The organism is Novosphingobium aerophilum (assembly GCF_014230305.1).
In the GTDB taxonomy this organism is placed as follows: Bacteria; Pseudomonadota; Alphaproteobacteria; order Sphingomonadales; family Sphingomonadaceae; genus Novosphingobium; species Novosphingobium aerophilum.
Map to the genome: position 1 here is coordinate 91,581 of NZ_JACLAU010000010.1, position 13,743 is coordinate 105,323.

The 13,743-nt window shown below is 69.6% G+C and carries 14 protein-coding genes; 9 read left to right on the top strand and 5 right to left on the bottom strand.

Features of this window, described 5'->3' with window-relative positions; all coding sequences use genetic code 11:
• Window positions 1–123 precede the first annotated feature (123 nt).
• Window positions 124–873 carry a M23 family metallopeptidase gene (locus H7F49_RS08980; protein ID WP_328806633.1) on the top strand — a complete coding sequence of 250 codons (750 nt, stop codon included), beginning with the start codon at window positions 124–126 and terminating at the stop codon, window positions 871–873.
• A gap of 139 nt (window positions 874–1,012) precedes the next feature.
• On the opposite strand, the gene galU is transcribed toward H7F49_RS08980, so the two are convergent.
• Entirely contained in the window at window positions 1,013–1,882 is an 870-nt protein-coding gene (gene galU, locus H7F49_RS08985; protein ID WP_185683253.1) for a UTP--glucose-1-phosphate uridylyltransferase GalU, read from the bottom strand.
• Window positions 1,883–2,134: 252 nt separating this feature from the next.
• On the opposite strand from galU, the gene murA reads away from it, so the two are divergent.
• Both murA and H7F49_RS08995 read left to right on the top strand, forming a co-directional pair.
• Complete coding sequence (gene murA / locus H7F49_RS08990) at window positions 2,135–3,418, top strand: UDP-N-acetylglucosamine 1-carboxyvinyltransferase (protein WP_185683254.1); 1,284 nt, start codon at window positions 2,135–2,137, stop codon at window positions 3,416–3,418.
• A gap of 237 nt (window positions 3,419–3,655) precedes the next feature.
• On the top strand, window positions 3,656–3,901 hold the full coding sequence (locus H7F49_RS08995) for a hypothetical protein (protein WP_185683255.1): 246 nt from the start codon (window positions 3,656–3,658) through the stop codon (window positions 3,899–3,901).
• Here the strand turns inward: H7F49_RS08995 and H7F49_RS09000 are convergent.
• On the bottom strand, window positions 3,895–4,146 hold the full coding sequence (locus tag H7F49_RS09000; RefSeq protein ID WP_185683256.1) for a ribbon-helix-helix domain-containing protein: 252 nt from the start codon (window positions 4,144–4,146) through the stop codon (window positions 3,895–3,897). The genes H7F49_RS08995 and H7F49_RS09000 overlap by 7 nt on opposite strands.
• 63 nt (window positions 4,147–4,209) lie before the next feature.
• Here H7F49_RS09000 and H7F49_RS09005 point away from each other — a divergent pair, with 63 nt between their 5' ends.
• Window positions 4,210–5,049 carry a helix-turn-helix domain-containing protein gene (locus H7F49_RS09005; protein ID WP_185683257.1) on the top strand — a complete coding sequence of 280 codons (840 nt, stop codon included), beginning with the start codon at window positions 4,210–4,212 and terminating at the stop codon, window positions 5,047–5,049.
• Between the two features lie 61 nt (window positions 5,050–5,110).
• Here the strand turns inward: H7F49_RS09005 and phbB are convergent, their stop codons facing one another.
• Both phbB and H7F49_RS09015 read right to left on the bottom strand, forming a co-directional pair.
• Window positions 5,111–5,833, bottom strand: coding sequence for an acetoacetyl-CoA reductase (gene phbB / locus H7F49_RS09010; RefSeq protein WP_185683258.1), 723 nt, complete (start codon window positions 5,831–5,833; stop codon window positions 5,111–5,113).
• Between the two features lie 155 nt (window positions 5,834–5,988).
• Window positions 5,989–6,705, bottom strand: a complete 717-nt coding sequence (locus H7F49_RS09015) for a hypothetical protein (RefSeq protein WP_328806634.1) — start codon at window positions 6,703–6,705, stop codon at window positions 5,989–5,991.
• A 316-nt stretch (window positions 6,706–7,021) separates the two neighbouring features.
• On the opposite strand from H7F49_RS09015, the gene H7F49_RS09020 reads away from it, so the two are divergent.
• From H7F49_RS09020 to H7F49_RS09040, 5 genes are all read left to right on the top strand, one after another.
• Window positions 7,022–7,513 (top strand): DUF3576 domain-containing protein, encoded by a 492-nt coding sequence (locus tag H7F49_RS09020; RefSeq protein ID WP_185683259.1) that lies wholly within the window; start codon window positions 7,022–7,024, stop codon window positions 7,511–7,513.
• Window positions 7,514–7,647: 134 nt separating this feature from the next.
• Window positions 7,648–10,206: a leucine--tRNA ligase gene (gene leuS / locus H7F49_RS09025; protein ID WP_185683260.1), complete on the top strand. Its 2,559-nt coding sequence runs from the start codon at window positions 7,648–7,650 to the stop codon at window positions 10,204–10,206.
• A complete protein-coding gene (gene lptE / locus H7F49_RS09030) occupies window positions 10,203–10,739 on the top strand; it encodes an LPS assembly lipoprotein LptE (protein WP_407940298.1) in 537 nt (178 codons plus the stop codon). Before leuS ends, lptE begins: the two co-directional genes overlap by 4 nt.
• Window positions 10,736–11,767 carry a DNA polymerase III subunit delta gene (holA, locus tag H7F49_RS09035; RefSeq protein WP_185683262.1) on the top strand — a complete coding sequence of 344 codons (1,032 nt, stop codon included), beginning with the start codon at window positions 10,736–10,738 and terminating at the stop codon, window positions 11,765–11,767. Before lptE ends, holA begins: the two co-directional genes overlap by 4 nt.
• A gap of 203 nt (window positions 11,768–11,970) precedes the next feature.
• Window positions 11,971–12,306, top strand: a complete 336-nt coding sequence (locus tag H7F49_RS09040) for a GIY-YIG nuclease family protein (protein ID WP_185683263.1) — start codon at window positions 11,971–11,973, stop codon at window positions 12,304–12,306.
• 45 nt (window positions 12,307–12,351) lie between these two features.
• Here H7F49_RS09040 and H7F49_RS09045 read toward each other — a convergent pair.
• On the bottom strand, window positions 12,352–13,743 hold a 1,392-nt coding region (locus H7F49_RS09045; protein ID WP_235982040.1), incomplete at its 5' end, for a L,D-transpeptidase family protein.

Consider the following 13,743-nt stretch of genomic DNA (forward strand, 5'->3'; position numbering starts at 1 on the left):
TCCGACCATCTCAGGACATCGCGGTCCGCAGCTGTCGACCAGGGCAGATGCGGGCTGAATGACAGGGTCAGCACGGACCGCCCGTTTCCGCGGGTGAGAGCCGGATAGACAAGGTACGACTGAGTGGTTGCTCTTGCGTTTGTTCCGAAGCTGCGCCTGCTGGCCGGTCTTGCTACCGCCGCAGCCTCGCTGCTCGGTGCCAATCCCGCCTTCGCCAACGCCAGCGCGAACGCTGATATCCTGGCCCCGCTGCGCGCTGCCCAGGCCGCCCGCCACCAGAGCGGTGACGAGGAATTCCGCACCCTGTTCTCCAGCTGGCAGTCGCTCGACCAGGGCGCGGCCCGCACCCAACTGGTTGCTCCGGCGCTGAACGGCGGCAGCCGGATCGGTGGCGTGATCCCCGGTTTCTCGAACGAGACCGTGTCGATCCCCTCGCTCGTCCCCGTCGAAGGGGTCAAGCTGACCAGCGATTTCGGCATGCGCTGGCACCCGGTGCTCGGCGGCCGCCGCGCGCACAAGGGCGTCGATCTCGCCGCACCGGCCGGCACCCCGATCCGCGCGTCGGCCGATGGCGTGGTTGAGCGGGCCGATTGGTTCGCCGGCTATGGCCTCTATGTCGCGCTGGAGCATGGCGGTCAGATCGAAACCCGCTACGGCCACATGTCGCGGCTCAACGTGGCCGCCGGCCAGCGCGTCCGCAAGGGCGACGTGATCGGCTACGTCGGCTCGACCGGCCGTTCGACCGGCCCCCACCTGCACTATGAAGTCCGCATCGCGGGCGAGGCCGTGAACCCGGTCCCCTATCTGCAGTCGGGCGCCGTGGCCCCGGCTGGCGCCGCCGCCCTTGCCATGGGTGACGGCGAAGAGGACTGAGGTCCTCCCCCGGCACTACGGCCCACGCCCCTTGATGGCGGCGATCGAATAACCAAAAAGGGCGGCCCTTCGGTCGCCCTTTTTCGTTCGGATCAGGACCTTCGACAGCCGACAGACCGGCCGCAGCCGGGCAGGCGCGTCAGCCCAGCAGGCGGCGTGCCATCGCCCGGACCTCGTCCGCCATGTCCTCGCGTTCCAGCGCCAGCGCCAGGGTCGCCTCGACGAAGCCGGTCTTGCTGCCGCAGTCGAACCGGCGTCCGGCAAAGGTGACCGCGTGGAACGGCTGGGTGCCGATCATCCGGGCCATGGCGTCGGTCAGCTGGATCTCGCCGCCGGCGCCCTTGCCCTGGCTTTCCAGGGTGCGCATCACCTCGGGCTGCAGGATGTAGCGGCCCGAGATGATCAGGTTGGAGGGCGCTTCCTCGCGCTTCGGCTTTTCCACCAGTCCCTTGACCTCGGTCAGGCTGGCCGAGACCTGGGCCCCGGGGGCGATCACGCCATAGCTCGACACCTCGTCCTCGGGCACTTCCAGCACCGAGATCAGGTTGCCGCCCACTTCGGCATAGGCTTCGACCATCTGCTTCATGCAGCCCGGGCTGCCGATCATCAGTTCGTCGGGGAGGAAGATCGCGAAGGGTTCATCCCCCACGATCGCGCGGGCACACCAGATCGCATGGCCCAGGCCCATCGGCACCTGCTGGCGGACGGTCACCAGGTTGCCCGGCTGGATCCGGGTCGGTTCGAGAATCGACAGGTCCTTGCCGCGCCCGCCCATCGTCGCCTCCAGCTCGAAAGCGGTGTCGAAGTGCTCGACGATCGCGGTCTTGCCGCGTCCGGTCACGAAGATGAGCTGTTCGATCCCCGCCTCGCGCGCCTCGTCGACGGCATACTGGATCAGCGGCCGGTCGATGATCGGCAGCATTTCCTTGGGGATCGCCTTGGTGGCGGGAAGGAAGCGGGTGCCCAGGCCAGCGACGGGAAAAACAGCCTTGCGAACGGGTTTCGGCACGGTGTTGGCAACCTCTTCAACATGTTATGGCCGGCAACCGCCGATCCGGGGCCGGGGACGATAAAGCAGAACGCGTCTGCTTGGGCAACTCGCCGCACGGTCACCCGGGACCAATGGTGCCGCACCGGGGGTGGGCCCCGGTGCCTCGGCAGGGCCATGATCGCGCAAAGCCCTTGCGGAACCGTGAATGACCGTGCCCCAAGGGGCTCCGCAGCCATTGCACGGCGTCGGGACGGGCCCTAAACGGGGCCGATGGACAAGATCATCATCGAGGGCGGCAAGCGCCTTTCCGGCACCATTCCGATTTCCGGCGCGAAGAATTCGGCCCTGACCCTGCTGCCTTGCGCGCTGCTCACCGATGAGCCCTTGACCCTGCGCAACCTGCCGCGGCTGGCCGATATCGACGGGTTCCAGCACCTGCTCAACCAGTTCGGCATCTCGACCACGATCGCCGGTTCGCGGCCCGAGGACTTCGGCCGGGTGATGACCCTGGCCGCGACCCGGATCACCTCCACCGTCGCGCCCTACGAACTGGTGCGCAAGATGCGCGCCTCGATCCTGGTGCTCGGCCCGATGCTGGGGCGCATGGGTGAGGCCACGGTCTCGCTGCCGGGCGGCTGCGCGATCGGCAACCGTCCGATCGATCTCCACCTCAAGGCGCTCGAGGCCTTCGGCGCGCAGATCGAGCTCGCCGCCGGCTATGTCCGGGCGATCGCCCCCGACGGCGGCCTGCCGGGCGGGCGCTATTCCTTCCCGGTGGTCTCGGTTGGTGCGACCGAGAACGCGCTGATGGCCGCGGTCCTCGCCAAGGGCCGGTCGACCCTGCACAACGCCGCGCGCGAGCCCGAGATCGTCGACCTGTGCCGCCTGCTCGTCGCCATGGGCGCGCAGATCGAAGGGATCGGGACGTCGGACCTGACCATCCACGGCGTGCCCCGGCTGCACGGCGCGACCTATCGCGTGATGTCCGACCGGATCGAGGCGGGGTCCTATGCCTGTGCCGCGGCGATCACCGGGGGCGAGGTCACGCTTCAGCACGCTGTGGTCGAGGAGATGGAGGCCACCGTCCAGGCCCTGCGCGACGCCGGGGTGACGGTCGAGCCCCGCGCCGAGGGCCTTTATGTCGCGGCCGACGGCCCGCTGCGCCCGGTGACTCTGTCCACCGCGCCCTATCCGGGCTTCGCCACCGACATGCAGGCCCAGCTCATGGCGCTGCTGTGCCGGGCCGAGGGCGCCTCGGTGCTGACCGAGACGATCTTCGAGAACCGCTACATGCACGTGCCCGAGCTCAACCGGATGGGCGCGCATATCGAGACCAAGGGGCGCACCGCGGTGGTCCACGGCGTACCGCGGCTGACCGGCGCCGAGGTCATGGCGACCGACCTGCGCGCCTCGATGAGCCTGGTCATCGCCGGGCTCGCGGCCGAGGGCGAAACCCAGGTGCATCGGCTTTACCATCTGGACCGCGGCTATGAGCGGCTGGAAGAGAAGCTGTCGCTGATCGGCGCCCAGGTCGAGCGGGTCGGCGGCGACTGATCGTCAGCCTGTCCGCTTGACGTGGATGCGCCGCGATGGGGCGGAGCGGGCCGGTTTTGGCCCCGCGCAGCGCCATCGTCGGTCACCGGGCGCGGTGTGGCTCTCTCCTCGCGCTGAACCAGAACCGGTTCCGTCGCGGCGGACCCTCCTCAACGGGACAGGCTCTGATCCGGGAACCGGAAAGGCCGGCTCGTGCGTTAGGGAGGCAAATGCCCCTTTCGCAGGAGTCTGCTTCCGATGGCCCTCTTCAAACTCGCCTTCGCCGGTGCCGTGGCTTACGGCCTCTACCGCTATGCCCAGCGCCAGCAGCCGGGTCAGACCGATCATGCCGCCTTCGCCGCGGGCGAGACCAATGGCGCGAACTTCGCCAAGGTGCGCAACGCCGGGCCGGAGGCGATGCGCTCCGATCCGACGGAGTGGGACAAGGCCGATCAGGCCAGCGACGAATCCTTCCCCGCCAGCGACCCACCGGGAGCCTACTGATCCGGTGACCCGGGCGCCCCCAGGCGCGCGGCCAGCCAGCAACGGATCGCTCCGGCCAGCCCCGGCGGGGTCGGAGCGGTGATCCGCTCGGCATCGATGCGCCCGACCAGGGCATTCACCGGGACCCCCTCGGCCTCTGCCGCCGCGACCAGCATGGACCAGAACAGCGGCTCGAGGCTGATCGAGGTCTTGTGCCCGGCAATCTCGACCGAGCGCTTGACCGGGGGATGGTAGGGTGAGGCCATGTCCCGGCAGATACGAATTATTCGGGGTGGCCGGCAAGGGCGTCGGATTCTAGAGCCGTGGCCATGACCGACGGCTTTCGCGCGCTCACCGCCAAGGAGAAGCAGACCCTGCAGCTCCTGCTCGCCGGCCACGATGCCAAGTCGATCGCGCGGCACCTGGGCCTGTCGGTCCACACCATCCACGAACGCCTGCGCGAGGCGCGGCGCAAGCTGGGCACGGCCAGCAGTCGCGAGGCGGCCCGCCTGCTCCGCGAATTCGAGCAGGGTGACACGGGCCTGCCGGCACCCCCCCAATCGTTGGGGGACAAAGCGATCGGGGATGCCGCCGTCCGTGATCCGGTCCAGCCCGTCCGGCAACCAGCGGAAGGCCCCGGCAGTGATCGCCGGGTCGGCTGGATTGGCGGAGGAGTTGTCATGATCATCAGCCTGGCCGGTTTGGCCCTGTCCGCGCTGTCGGGACAGGATATCGCACCCGTCGCACCGGCGGCCCCCGCCGCCCCGGTTGCGCCTACCGCCCCCGTCGCGCCCGCGGCCCCCGTCGCCGCCCCCGCGCCGGTCATCCGCACGGCCGCAGCGGAGGCGGCCGCGGTGGAGTCCGCGCGGCGCGTCCTCGCGCTGATCGACCGTGATGACTGGCGCGCCAGTTGGCAGGCGGCCCATCGGTCGTTCCAGCTCCAGAACACGGTGGAATGGTGGGCCCAGGCCTCGCGCCAGGTGCGGGGTCGGGTCGGCACCGCGCAGTCCCGCGAATGGCTGCGCGCAGAGTTCACCCCGGCGCCGCCTGCCGGGTACTGGGCGGTGAGCTTCCGGACGCGCTACAGCATCACGGGCGAGGCGACCGAGACCCTGCAGATGGCCTACCAGGACGGCACCTGGAAAATGGCCGGGATCACGATCGACTGATCGCGCCTTCCGCCGGATGACGCAGGATGCCCGCGGCCGTCAGGCGGCGGGCATGCCCGGCTCAGTACATGTGCTGCCCGCCGTTGATCGACATGGTCGATCCGGTGATGAACGCCGCCTCTTCCGAGGCGAGGAAGGCCACCCCGCGGGCAATCTCGTCCGCATGACCAAGCCGGCCGACCGGAATCTTGGCGATGATCTTCTCGAGCACCGGGGCGGGCACCGCCGCGACCATGTCGGTGTCGATATAGCCCGGCGCGATCGCGTTCACGGTCACCCCGTACTTGGCGCCTTCCTGCGCCAGGGCCTTGGTGAAGCCGTGGATACCGCTCTTGGCCGCGGCATAGTTGACCTGGCCGTACTGGCCGGCCTGGCCATTGATCGATCCGATGTTGACGATCCGGCCCCAGCCGCGCTCGCGCATGCCGGGGAAGGTCGCCTTGGCCATGTTGAAGCAGCCGCCGAGGTTGATCCGCATCACCTCGTTCCAGTCCTCGAAGCTCATCTTGTGGAGCACGCCGTCGCGGGTGATGCCGGCATTGTTGACCACGATGTCGATCGGGCCCAGGTCCGCCGCGATCTGGGCGCAGCCGGCCAGGGTGGCCTCGTGATCGCCCACGTCGAAACGGTAGGCCGGAATGCCGGTCTCGGCGGTGAAAGCGTCGGCTGCCGCGCTGTTGCCGGCATAGTTGGCGGCGACCTTGACCCCCTGCGCCTGCAGCGCAAGGCAGATCGCCTTGCCGATCCCGCGGGTTCCGCCGGTTACGATTGCCACACGTGCCATGCAGGAACTCCTTCGCCCATTGCGTCACGGCCCATCGGAAGGCCTGCCAACACGTTACGAAACCGCGCGCATTGCACAAGTTGTGAATGCGTATTCAGGACGAAAGTATGAGAAACATCCTTCGGGGTGTGACCGAAGGGATGCGCCGGACGACTTCAGAAGCGGAACTGGGTCCCGACGTAGACCGCCTGGGCATCCTTCTGGCCATCGGGCACGACCGTGACCAGCCGGTCACGATCCTGCGAGTACCGCACCCCGGCCGTCACATCGATGTTGCGGGTCAGGCGATAGGACCCGCCGATGTCGACCGACTGTTCGCCGCTGCCTTCCAGCGTGCGCGGCGCGCGGCCGGTCTTCTCGCGCTGGTCGAGCGCAAGGCGGGCGGCCAGGCGCGAGGGTTCCTCGGGCGCACCGGTCGTGGCCTTGGGGCCAAGCTTGAAGGCCGACAGGTCGGGCGAATCGGCCCGGCGCAGCTCGCCCGGAATGACGAAGTTCTGGAACCCGCGCGACAGGCCCAGGCTGTAAGCAGTCGGCGCGATGCGCAGGCGGCCGAGCCCGGCGCCCGCCAGGCCCGATGGCGGGGCCAGCACGGTGATCTCGCCGGCGGCTTCGGGATCGACCCGCACGGCGACGGTGACCGACCGGTCGGGCCGGGTGGTGTTGCCTGCCGGGGTGAACCGGAACAACTGGCCACGGGTCAGGCCGGGCACGGTCATCGGCCGCGCCAGCAGCGGGCTGCCGGTGGCGGGGGGCAGGACCGCCAGGGTCTCGGCCGGTTCGGCCACGGACTGCACGCGGGCATCGAAGCCGCTGGAGAAGGCCAGGACCGCGCTCGGCAGGGCCAGGCAGACCACCGCGCAAGACAGGAGCACGGCGGGGCTCAGGCCGCCGGCCCGTGCTCTCCGTTCCGCTCTGCTCCTGATCCGTCGCATGGCCCCACTCGTTTCCCGGGCGAATTCCTACCGCCCCAATTCTGAACCCTGCCCAAACGTCTGGCAAGCCCCGACCTTTGACCCACGACCGTCCCGCCCCGGCGATCGCCCCCGGTTCAGGGCCGGTTCACGGCGCCGCGGCGCATGGCAAGGGGCGGTGCCCGCTTGCGGTTCCTCTTGTCGCTGCGTCGGTGCGGGCTATAGGAGGTCCGTCAGGCGCGCATGCTGACGGGCCAGAGATTAGGACGACGAGACGATGACCGGCATTGTGGCAGCCCATGGTGATACCCCTCGCGGCAAGGCCGCTCACCGCTTCGTCCGCCCGATTGTCACCGCGGCGCTGATCGGGGTGCTGGCAGTCGGGCTTGGCGGGTGCAGCAAGAAGAGCCGCCCGAAGGCCGATCTCGCCGCCTCGAAGGTCACGACCATCGGCGTCAACTCCTACCTGTGGCGCGCCAGCCTTGACGCGCTGTCGTTCATGCCGCTGCTCCAGACCGACAGCGCCGGCGGCGTGATCGTGACCGACTGGTACGCCAACCCGCGCAACCCGGGTGAACGGGTCAAGGTGACCGTGACCATCCTCGACCAGGATCTGCGGGCCGATGCCTTGCGCGTCGCTGCCAGCCGCCAGGTCTCGCAGGGCGGGGCCTGGGTCGATGCTCCGGTCCAGGCCGCGACGGTGCAGCGCCTGGAAGACATCATCCTGACCAAGGCGCGCGACCTGCGCCGTTCGGGCGTGGGCGGCTGATCGCCTCGCCCGCCCGGGGTCCCCGCAAGTCCAGGTTCCGCAAGTCCAGGTTCCTCGGCGCCAAGTTCCTAGGGGTCGGGTAAACACACGTCAGGCCTCGACAAGCGGGGCCAAGGCGATATGGGATCGGCGCTATGACAGCCGAAACTTCCGCCGAGCAAAACCCGCCCGCCCCCGAGCGTTTCGATGCCGCCGCCGCCGATGCGCGGTGGCAAGCCGTCTGGGCGGAGCGCCAGTGCTTCCGGGCCGACGACGCCAGCGCCAAGCCGCGCTCCTTCGTGCTCGAGATGTTTCCCTATCCCTCGGGCCGCATCCACATCGGCCACGTGCGCAACTACACGATGGGCGACGTGCTCGCCCGGGCCAAGCGGATGCAGGGCTTCGAAGTGCTCCACCCGATGGGCTGGGACGCCTTCGGCATGCCGGCCGAGAACGCGGCGATGGAAAAGGGCGTCCACCCGGGCGGCTGGACCCGGCAGAACATCGCGACGATGAAGGCCCAGCTCCAGCGGCTGGGCTTCGCGCTCGACTGGAGCCGCGAGCTCGCCACCTGCGAGCCGGATTACTACGGCCATGAACAGGCCCTGTTCCTCGATCTCTATGCCGCGGGGCTGGTCTACCGCAAGGAATCGGCGGTCAACTGGGATCCGGTCGACATGACCGTGCTGGCCAACGAGCAGGTGATCGACGGGCGCGGCTGGCGCTCCGGCGCGCTGGTGGAAAAGCGCAAGCTGAACCAGTGGTTCCTCAAGATCACCCAGTTCGCCGACGATCTGCTGACCGGGCTGGGCAGCCTCGACAAGTGGCCCGAGAAGGTCCGCCTGATGCAGGAGAACTGGATCGGCAAGAGCCAGGGCCTGCAGTTCCGCTTCGACCTGTCGGACGGCGGCACGGTGGAGGTCTACTCGACCCGGCCCGACACGATCTTCGGCGCCACCTTCGTCGCGGTCGCTGCGGACCACCCGATCGCCCAGGGCGTGGCCGCGGGCAATCCGGCCGCGCAGGACTTCATCGCGCTGTGCAAGCAGGGCGGCACCACCGCGGCCGAGCTGGAGACGGCGGAGAAGCTCGGCTTCGACACCGGAATCACCGCGAAGCATCCGTTCACCGGCGCCGATCTGCCGGTCTACATCGCCAACTTCGTGCTGATGGATTACGGCACCGGCGCGATCATGGCCGTGCCCGGTCACGATCAGCGCGACTTCGATTTCGCCACCAAGTACGGCCTGCCCATCATCCGGGTCGTCGCCGCCCATGCCGATGATGCGGATCGGCCCTTTGCCGGCGAGGCCGAGGCGGGCGACGGGGTGATCGTCAACTCCGGCTTCCTGGACGGGATGACCGTGGCCGAGGGCAAGGCGGCGGTCATCGCCCGGGCCGAGGCCGAGGGCTGGGGCCAGGGCCAGACCGTGTGGCGCCTGCGCGACTGGGGCGTCAGCCGCCAGCGCTACTGGGGCACCCCGATTCCCTTCATCCACTGCGAGATCTGCGGTGTGGTGCCGGTGCCCAAGAAGCAGCTGCCGGTCACCCTGCCCGAGGATGTTTCCTTCGACGTCCCCGGCAACCCGCTTGACCGCCATCCCACCTGGAAGCACGTCGATTGCCCGCAGTGCGGCAAGCCGGCGCGGCGCGAGACCGACACGCTCGACACCTTCGTCGACAGCTCGTGGTACTTCCTGCGTTTCGCCAGCCAGCCCGCCGATCGCCCGTTCGATCCGGCCGAGATCGCGCGCTGGCTGCCGGTCGAACAGTACATCGGCGGGATCGAGCACGCGATCCTCCACCTGCTCTACGCCCGCTTCTGGACCCGCGCGCTGGCCCACATCGGCCTGATCGACGTGCAGGAGCCCTTCGCCAGCCTGTTCACGCAGGGCATGGTCACGCACGAGACCTATTCGCGGACCGATCCGGCCAATGGCCAGCCGGTCTGGTTCGCCCCGGGCGAGGTCGAGCGCGGCGGCGAGGGCGCCGTGCTCAAGGCCGATGGCCAGCCGGTCGAGATCGGCCGCGTGATCAAGATGTCGAAGTCGAAGAAGAACGTGGTCGATCCCGACGAGATCGTCGCGACCTACGGCGCCGACGCGATCCGCTGGTTCATGCTGTCCGACAGCCCGCCCGAGCGCGACCTGCCGTGGTCCGAAGCCGGGATCGAGGGCTGCGCGCGCTTCGTCCAGCGGCTGTGGCGCCTGTTCGGCCAGTTCGATGCGGCGGCGACCGGCGAGGACAAGGCGCTCGCCCGCAAGACTCACCAGACCATCGCCGCCGTGGCGGACGACATTGCCGCGCTCTCGTTCAACAAGGCCGTGGCGCGCATCTATGAACTGACCAATGCCACCGAGAAGGCCGCCCCTTCGGCCAGCCGCAGCGCGGCGATCCGCACCCTGCTGCTGCTGGTCGCGCCGATGATGCCGCATCTGGCCGAGGAGGCCTGGGCGGCCCTGGGGCAGGATGGCCTGATCGCCGAGGCTGCCTGGCCCGCGGTCGATCCCGCGCTGCTGGTCGACGATGAAGTGACCATCGCGGTGCAGGTCAACGGCAAGCTGCGTGACACGCTGACCGTCGCCAAGGGGCTCGACAAGGCCGCGCTCGAGGCCCTGGCGCTGGCCAGCGGCAAGGTCCAGGCCATGCTTGCCGGCGCCGCGCCGAAGAAGGTCATTGTCGTTCCGGACCGGCTCGTTAACGTGGTCGCATGATGCGCATCCCCGCCCTGCTGGCTGTTGTCCTCGGTTCGCTGACCCTGGCCGGCTGCGGGCTCCAGCCGATGTATGCGGCGGCGGGCAGCGGCGCGGTGGCGCGGGGACTGGCGGGAATCGAGGTTCCGGCGATCGAGGGCAAGGCCGGCTGGCTGGTGCGCAATGCGCTGAACGATCGACTGGCCGCGGCGAATCGGGCCGCGCCGGCCGCACCGCGCTATCGGCTCGACGTCCGGCTCGATGACCGGCTGGAGGGCTTCGGCCTGCTCTCGGACGACACCATCGGGCGCGAGCGGCGGATCCTGCGGGCGCGTTACCAGCTGGTCGATCTGGCGAGCGGGGAGATCGTCTATGACGCCACCGCCGGGGCCGATGCCGGGATCGACGTGGTGAGCTCGGAATATGCGACCATCGCCGCCGAGAACACCGCGCTGGAGAACCTCTCGAAGGAGCTGGCCCAGCGCATCGTTACCGCCGTGGCCTTGCGGCTGCGGGGCGGAGCCCAGCCGGCGACCGCCGTCGCGCCCAAATGAAGGCCACCCAGAAGGACTTCGCCGCCGTGGTCGCCCGGGCCGCGCGCGAGGCGCGGGTGTTCTTCCTGTGCGGCCAGGACGAGGCTGGCATCCAGGACGGCGCCGCGCGGATCGTGGCGCTGCTCGACGATCCCGGCGAGCGGATCGAGTTCGCCGGGGCGGACCTGCGTCGTGATCCGGTACGGCTGGGGGACGAGGCGCGGTCCACGTCCCTGTTCGGCGGGGCCCGGCATATCGTGGTCCGCGCCAGCGGGGACGAAGCGGCCGAGGCCCTGGCCAACCTGCTCGACGGACAGGGCGAGGCCTGCCCGGTGATCGTGCTGGCCACCAACGCCACCGACAAGAGCAAGACCGCCAAGCTCCTGGCGGACCGTCCGGACGCGCTGGTCGTCACCTTCTGGCCCCCCGATCTCAAGTCGGTGGCCGGGGCGGTGCGGACCATGGCCGATGCCGCCGGGGTGCGGATCGATGGCGCCATGGCCGAACGGATCGCGCGCGCCGCCGGGCTCGACACGCGGATCGCGCGCAGCGAGATCGCCAAGCTGGCGCTCTATCTCGATGCCGGGCCCGAAGCGCCGAAATCGGCCGATGCCGCCGCCTTCGAGGCGATCGGGGCGAGCACCGAGGAGGACGGCTTCATGCCGCTGGTCAACGCCGTGCTCGGCGGCGAGGCCGGCCGCATCCCGGGCGAGCTGCGGCGGATGCGCGAACTGGGGCTCAACCCGGTGGCCGTGGTGCTGGCGCTGGAACGCCGCGCCGCGCAACTGGCGGCCCTGGCCTCCAAACTGGGACCGCGGAGCGACGTGCGCCAGGTGATCGAGGCGGAAAAGGCCGCGCGCCGGATCTTCTGGAAGGACGAGCGCGATCTCACCCAGCAACTGAAGCGCTGGCGCGGACGCCGGCTCGAACGCCTGGTCGCCCGCACCGCCACCCTGCACCGGCAACTCCTGGCCAACAGCCAGAGCGCCGAGCTGTTCCTCGCCCAGGGCCTGGCCGAGATCGGCCGGGTGGCGGCGGCGAAGGGGTAGGGGGCTGTCCCCGCTTGCCCGATGCGCCGGGCGAGATGGATCCCGAGCCACAAGACTAGCGAAGCCAAACACGTTCAGGATGACGAGCCTGGAGATACTTGCGCCCAGCACGGAACCTTAGACGTCAACAGTTTGCTCCGAAGCGGACCAAGTTCGTCACCCTGAACTTGTTTCAGGGTCCATGGCCCCCCACGCTCAGGACCATGCGCGACGAACGCCAGCCCTGCGTCTACATCCGGGCCAGCCAGCCACGCGGGACGCTGTACATCGGCGTCACCTCCAACCTCCTGAAGCGCCTGTGGCAGCACCGCAACGGCGACACGCCCGGGTTCACCGCAAGGCACCGGGTCCATCACCTCGTCCGGTTCGAGCTGTTCGGCGACATGGAACGGGCGATCCTGCGGGAAAAGCAGCTTAAGCGCTGGCATCGCCAGTGGAAGATCGGCCTGATCGAGAGCGACAATCCCGATTGGCATGATCTGGTGCCAGGACTTGGTTTGCCTCTCAAGGCGCCGCGCGCCGGGAGCTATGGATCCTGAAACAAGTTCAGGATGACGGGCAAGGGGAGACGTCGCCGCCCCCCGTCACAGCCCCGGTGCGGCGATTGCCTCGACCTTCTCGTCGATCGTGCGCTGGCCGGTCTTGGGCTGGCGCGGCTGGGCGAAGCTGGCCAGCACGGCGCCGTCGCGCTGGTAGATGTCGGGCCAGGTGATGAGCTGCCCGTTGATGTCCTTGGCCATGGTGAAATAGCCGATGTAGACCGGCATCGGGCTGGTCAGGGGCACCTTGGTGTACTTGCCCGACTGGCTGATCGCGGTGACCTCCTCGGGGGTCTTGCCGGCCTTGAGCATGGCCAGCATCATGCCCAGCTCCAGCGCACGCTCGGTCCGCACGCAGCCGTGGCTGTAGGCCCGGCTGACGGTGTTGAACAGGCCGCGGGCCGGGGTGTCGTGCAGGTAGATCGCATGCGGATTGGGCATGTCGATCTTGACCATGCCCAGCGAGTTGTTGGGCCCGGGCTGCTGGACGACCACCACCATGCCGTCGGGCAGGGTGGTCACGACATAGCCGTCGCGCTTGGCCTTGGCCGGGTTGTTGAGGTACTTGGCCCCCAGCCCCTCGCCCACCACGATCGACTGCGGCACGGTCCAGGTCGGGTTGAACACCACGTTCTCGACCTCTTCGGCCAGTTGCGGGGTGGCGGTCTTGCCGGGCTTGCCGACGATCGTCTTGTACGTCCGCACGATCTTGTCGCGCCGCACCAGCCGCAGCTGGAACTCGGGGACATTGGTCATCAGGTAGTATTCGCCCAGATCGCGGCTGAACCAGCGCCAGCGGTCCATGTTGGCGCGGATCAGCGCGCGGGTCTTGGCGTCCGCGCGCGGGGTGCGGGCCAGGGCGTCCTTGAGCACGGCATAGTCGGGATAGGTCGGGGCCAGCGCCGCCAGGGTCCCGGCGATGTCGTGGCTGTCGAGCGCGCGGGCCATGATCGCGTCGGTCGGGTTGACGTCGACATCCTTGTCGACCGCGAACCACTGCACCCGCGCGCTCATCGGGGTGCGGCCGTCGCGCAGGTCCTCGGCCAGCCAGGCGAAGGACTTGCTCGCCACCTCGTTCAGGGCGTCGCCCTCGCCGGCGGCGATCGCGGCCCGCAGCGCGGCGGGCTTGTAGTCGGCCGGCGCGAGCCCTTCGGCGCCGATCCCGTCGATCACCGCGAGCAGGGCCTTCGCATCGGCCAGGGTCCAGACCATGATCGGTTCGGGCACCGGCGCCGTCGGCAGATCGAGCCCCGGGGCGGCGGCCTTGTCCGTGGCGCCGGTTGCGGCGGGAAACGGAGTGGCTGGCACCGAGGCGGCCGGTGCCGAGGCGGGCACGGCAGCGGGACGGGCCGGGGCGGTGGGCCGGGGTGCGGCGGCGGGTGCGGTCGGGGCGGCGACCGCGCGCGGGGTGGCGGGCGCGCGCGGGGTGGCGGGCGC

Bases quoted from the DNA above. Each gene is read 5' to 3' on its own strand.
- H7F49_RS09020 (WP_185683259.1), top strand. From the start codon at position 7,022: ATGACCGGCATTGTGGCAGCCCATGGTGATACCCCTCGCGGCAAGGCC.
- murA (WP_185683254.1), top strand. From the start codon at position 2,135: ATGGACAAGATCATCATCGAGGGCGGCAAGCGCCTTTCCGGCACCATT.
- H7F49_RS09005 (WP_185683257.1), top strand. From the start codon at position 4,210: ATGACCGACGGCTTTCGCGCGCTCACCGCCAAGGAGAAGCAGACCCTG.
- leuS (WP_185683260.1), top strand. From the start codon at position 7,648: ATGACAGCCGAAACTTCCGCCGAGCAAAACCCGCCCGCCCCCGAGCGT.
- holA (WP_185683262.1), top strand. From the start codon at position 10,736: ATGAAGGCCACCCAGAAGGACTTCGCCGCCGTGGTCGCCCGGGCCGCG.
- lptE (WP_407940298.1), top strand. From the start codon at position 10,203: ATGATGCGCATCCCCGCCCTGCTGGCTGTTGTCCTCGGTTCGCTGACC.
- H7F49_RS09040 (WP_185683263.1), top strand. From the start codon at position 11,971: ATGCGCGACGAACGCCAGCCCTGCGTCTACATCCGGGCCAGCCAGCCA.
- H7F49_RS09000 (WP_185683256.1), bottom strand. From the start codon at position 4,146: ATGGCCTCACCCTACCATCCCCCGGTCAAGCGCTCGGTCGAGATTGCC.
- phbB (WP_185683258.1), bottom strand. From the start codon at position 5,833: ATGGCACGTGTGGCAATCGTAACCGGCGGAACCCGCGGGATCGGCAAG.
- H7F49_RS08995 (WP_185683255.1), top strand. From the start codon at position 3,656: ATGGCCCTCTTCAAACTCGCCTTCGCCGGTGCCGTGGCTTACGGCCTC.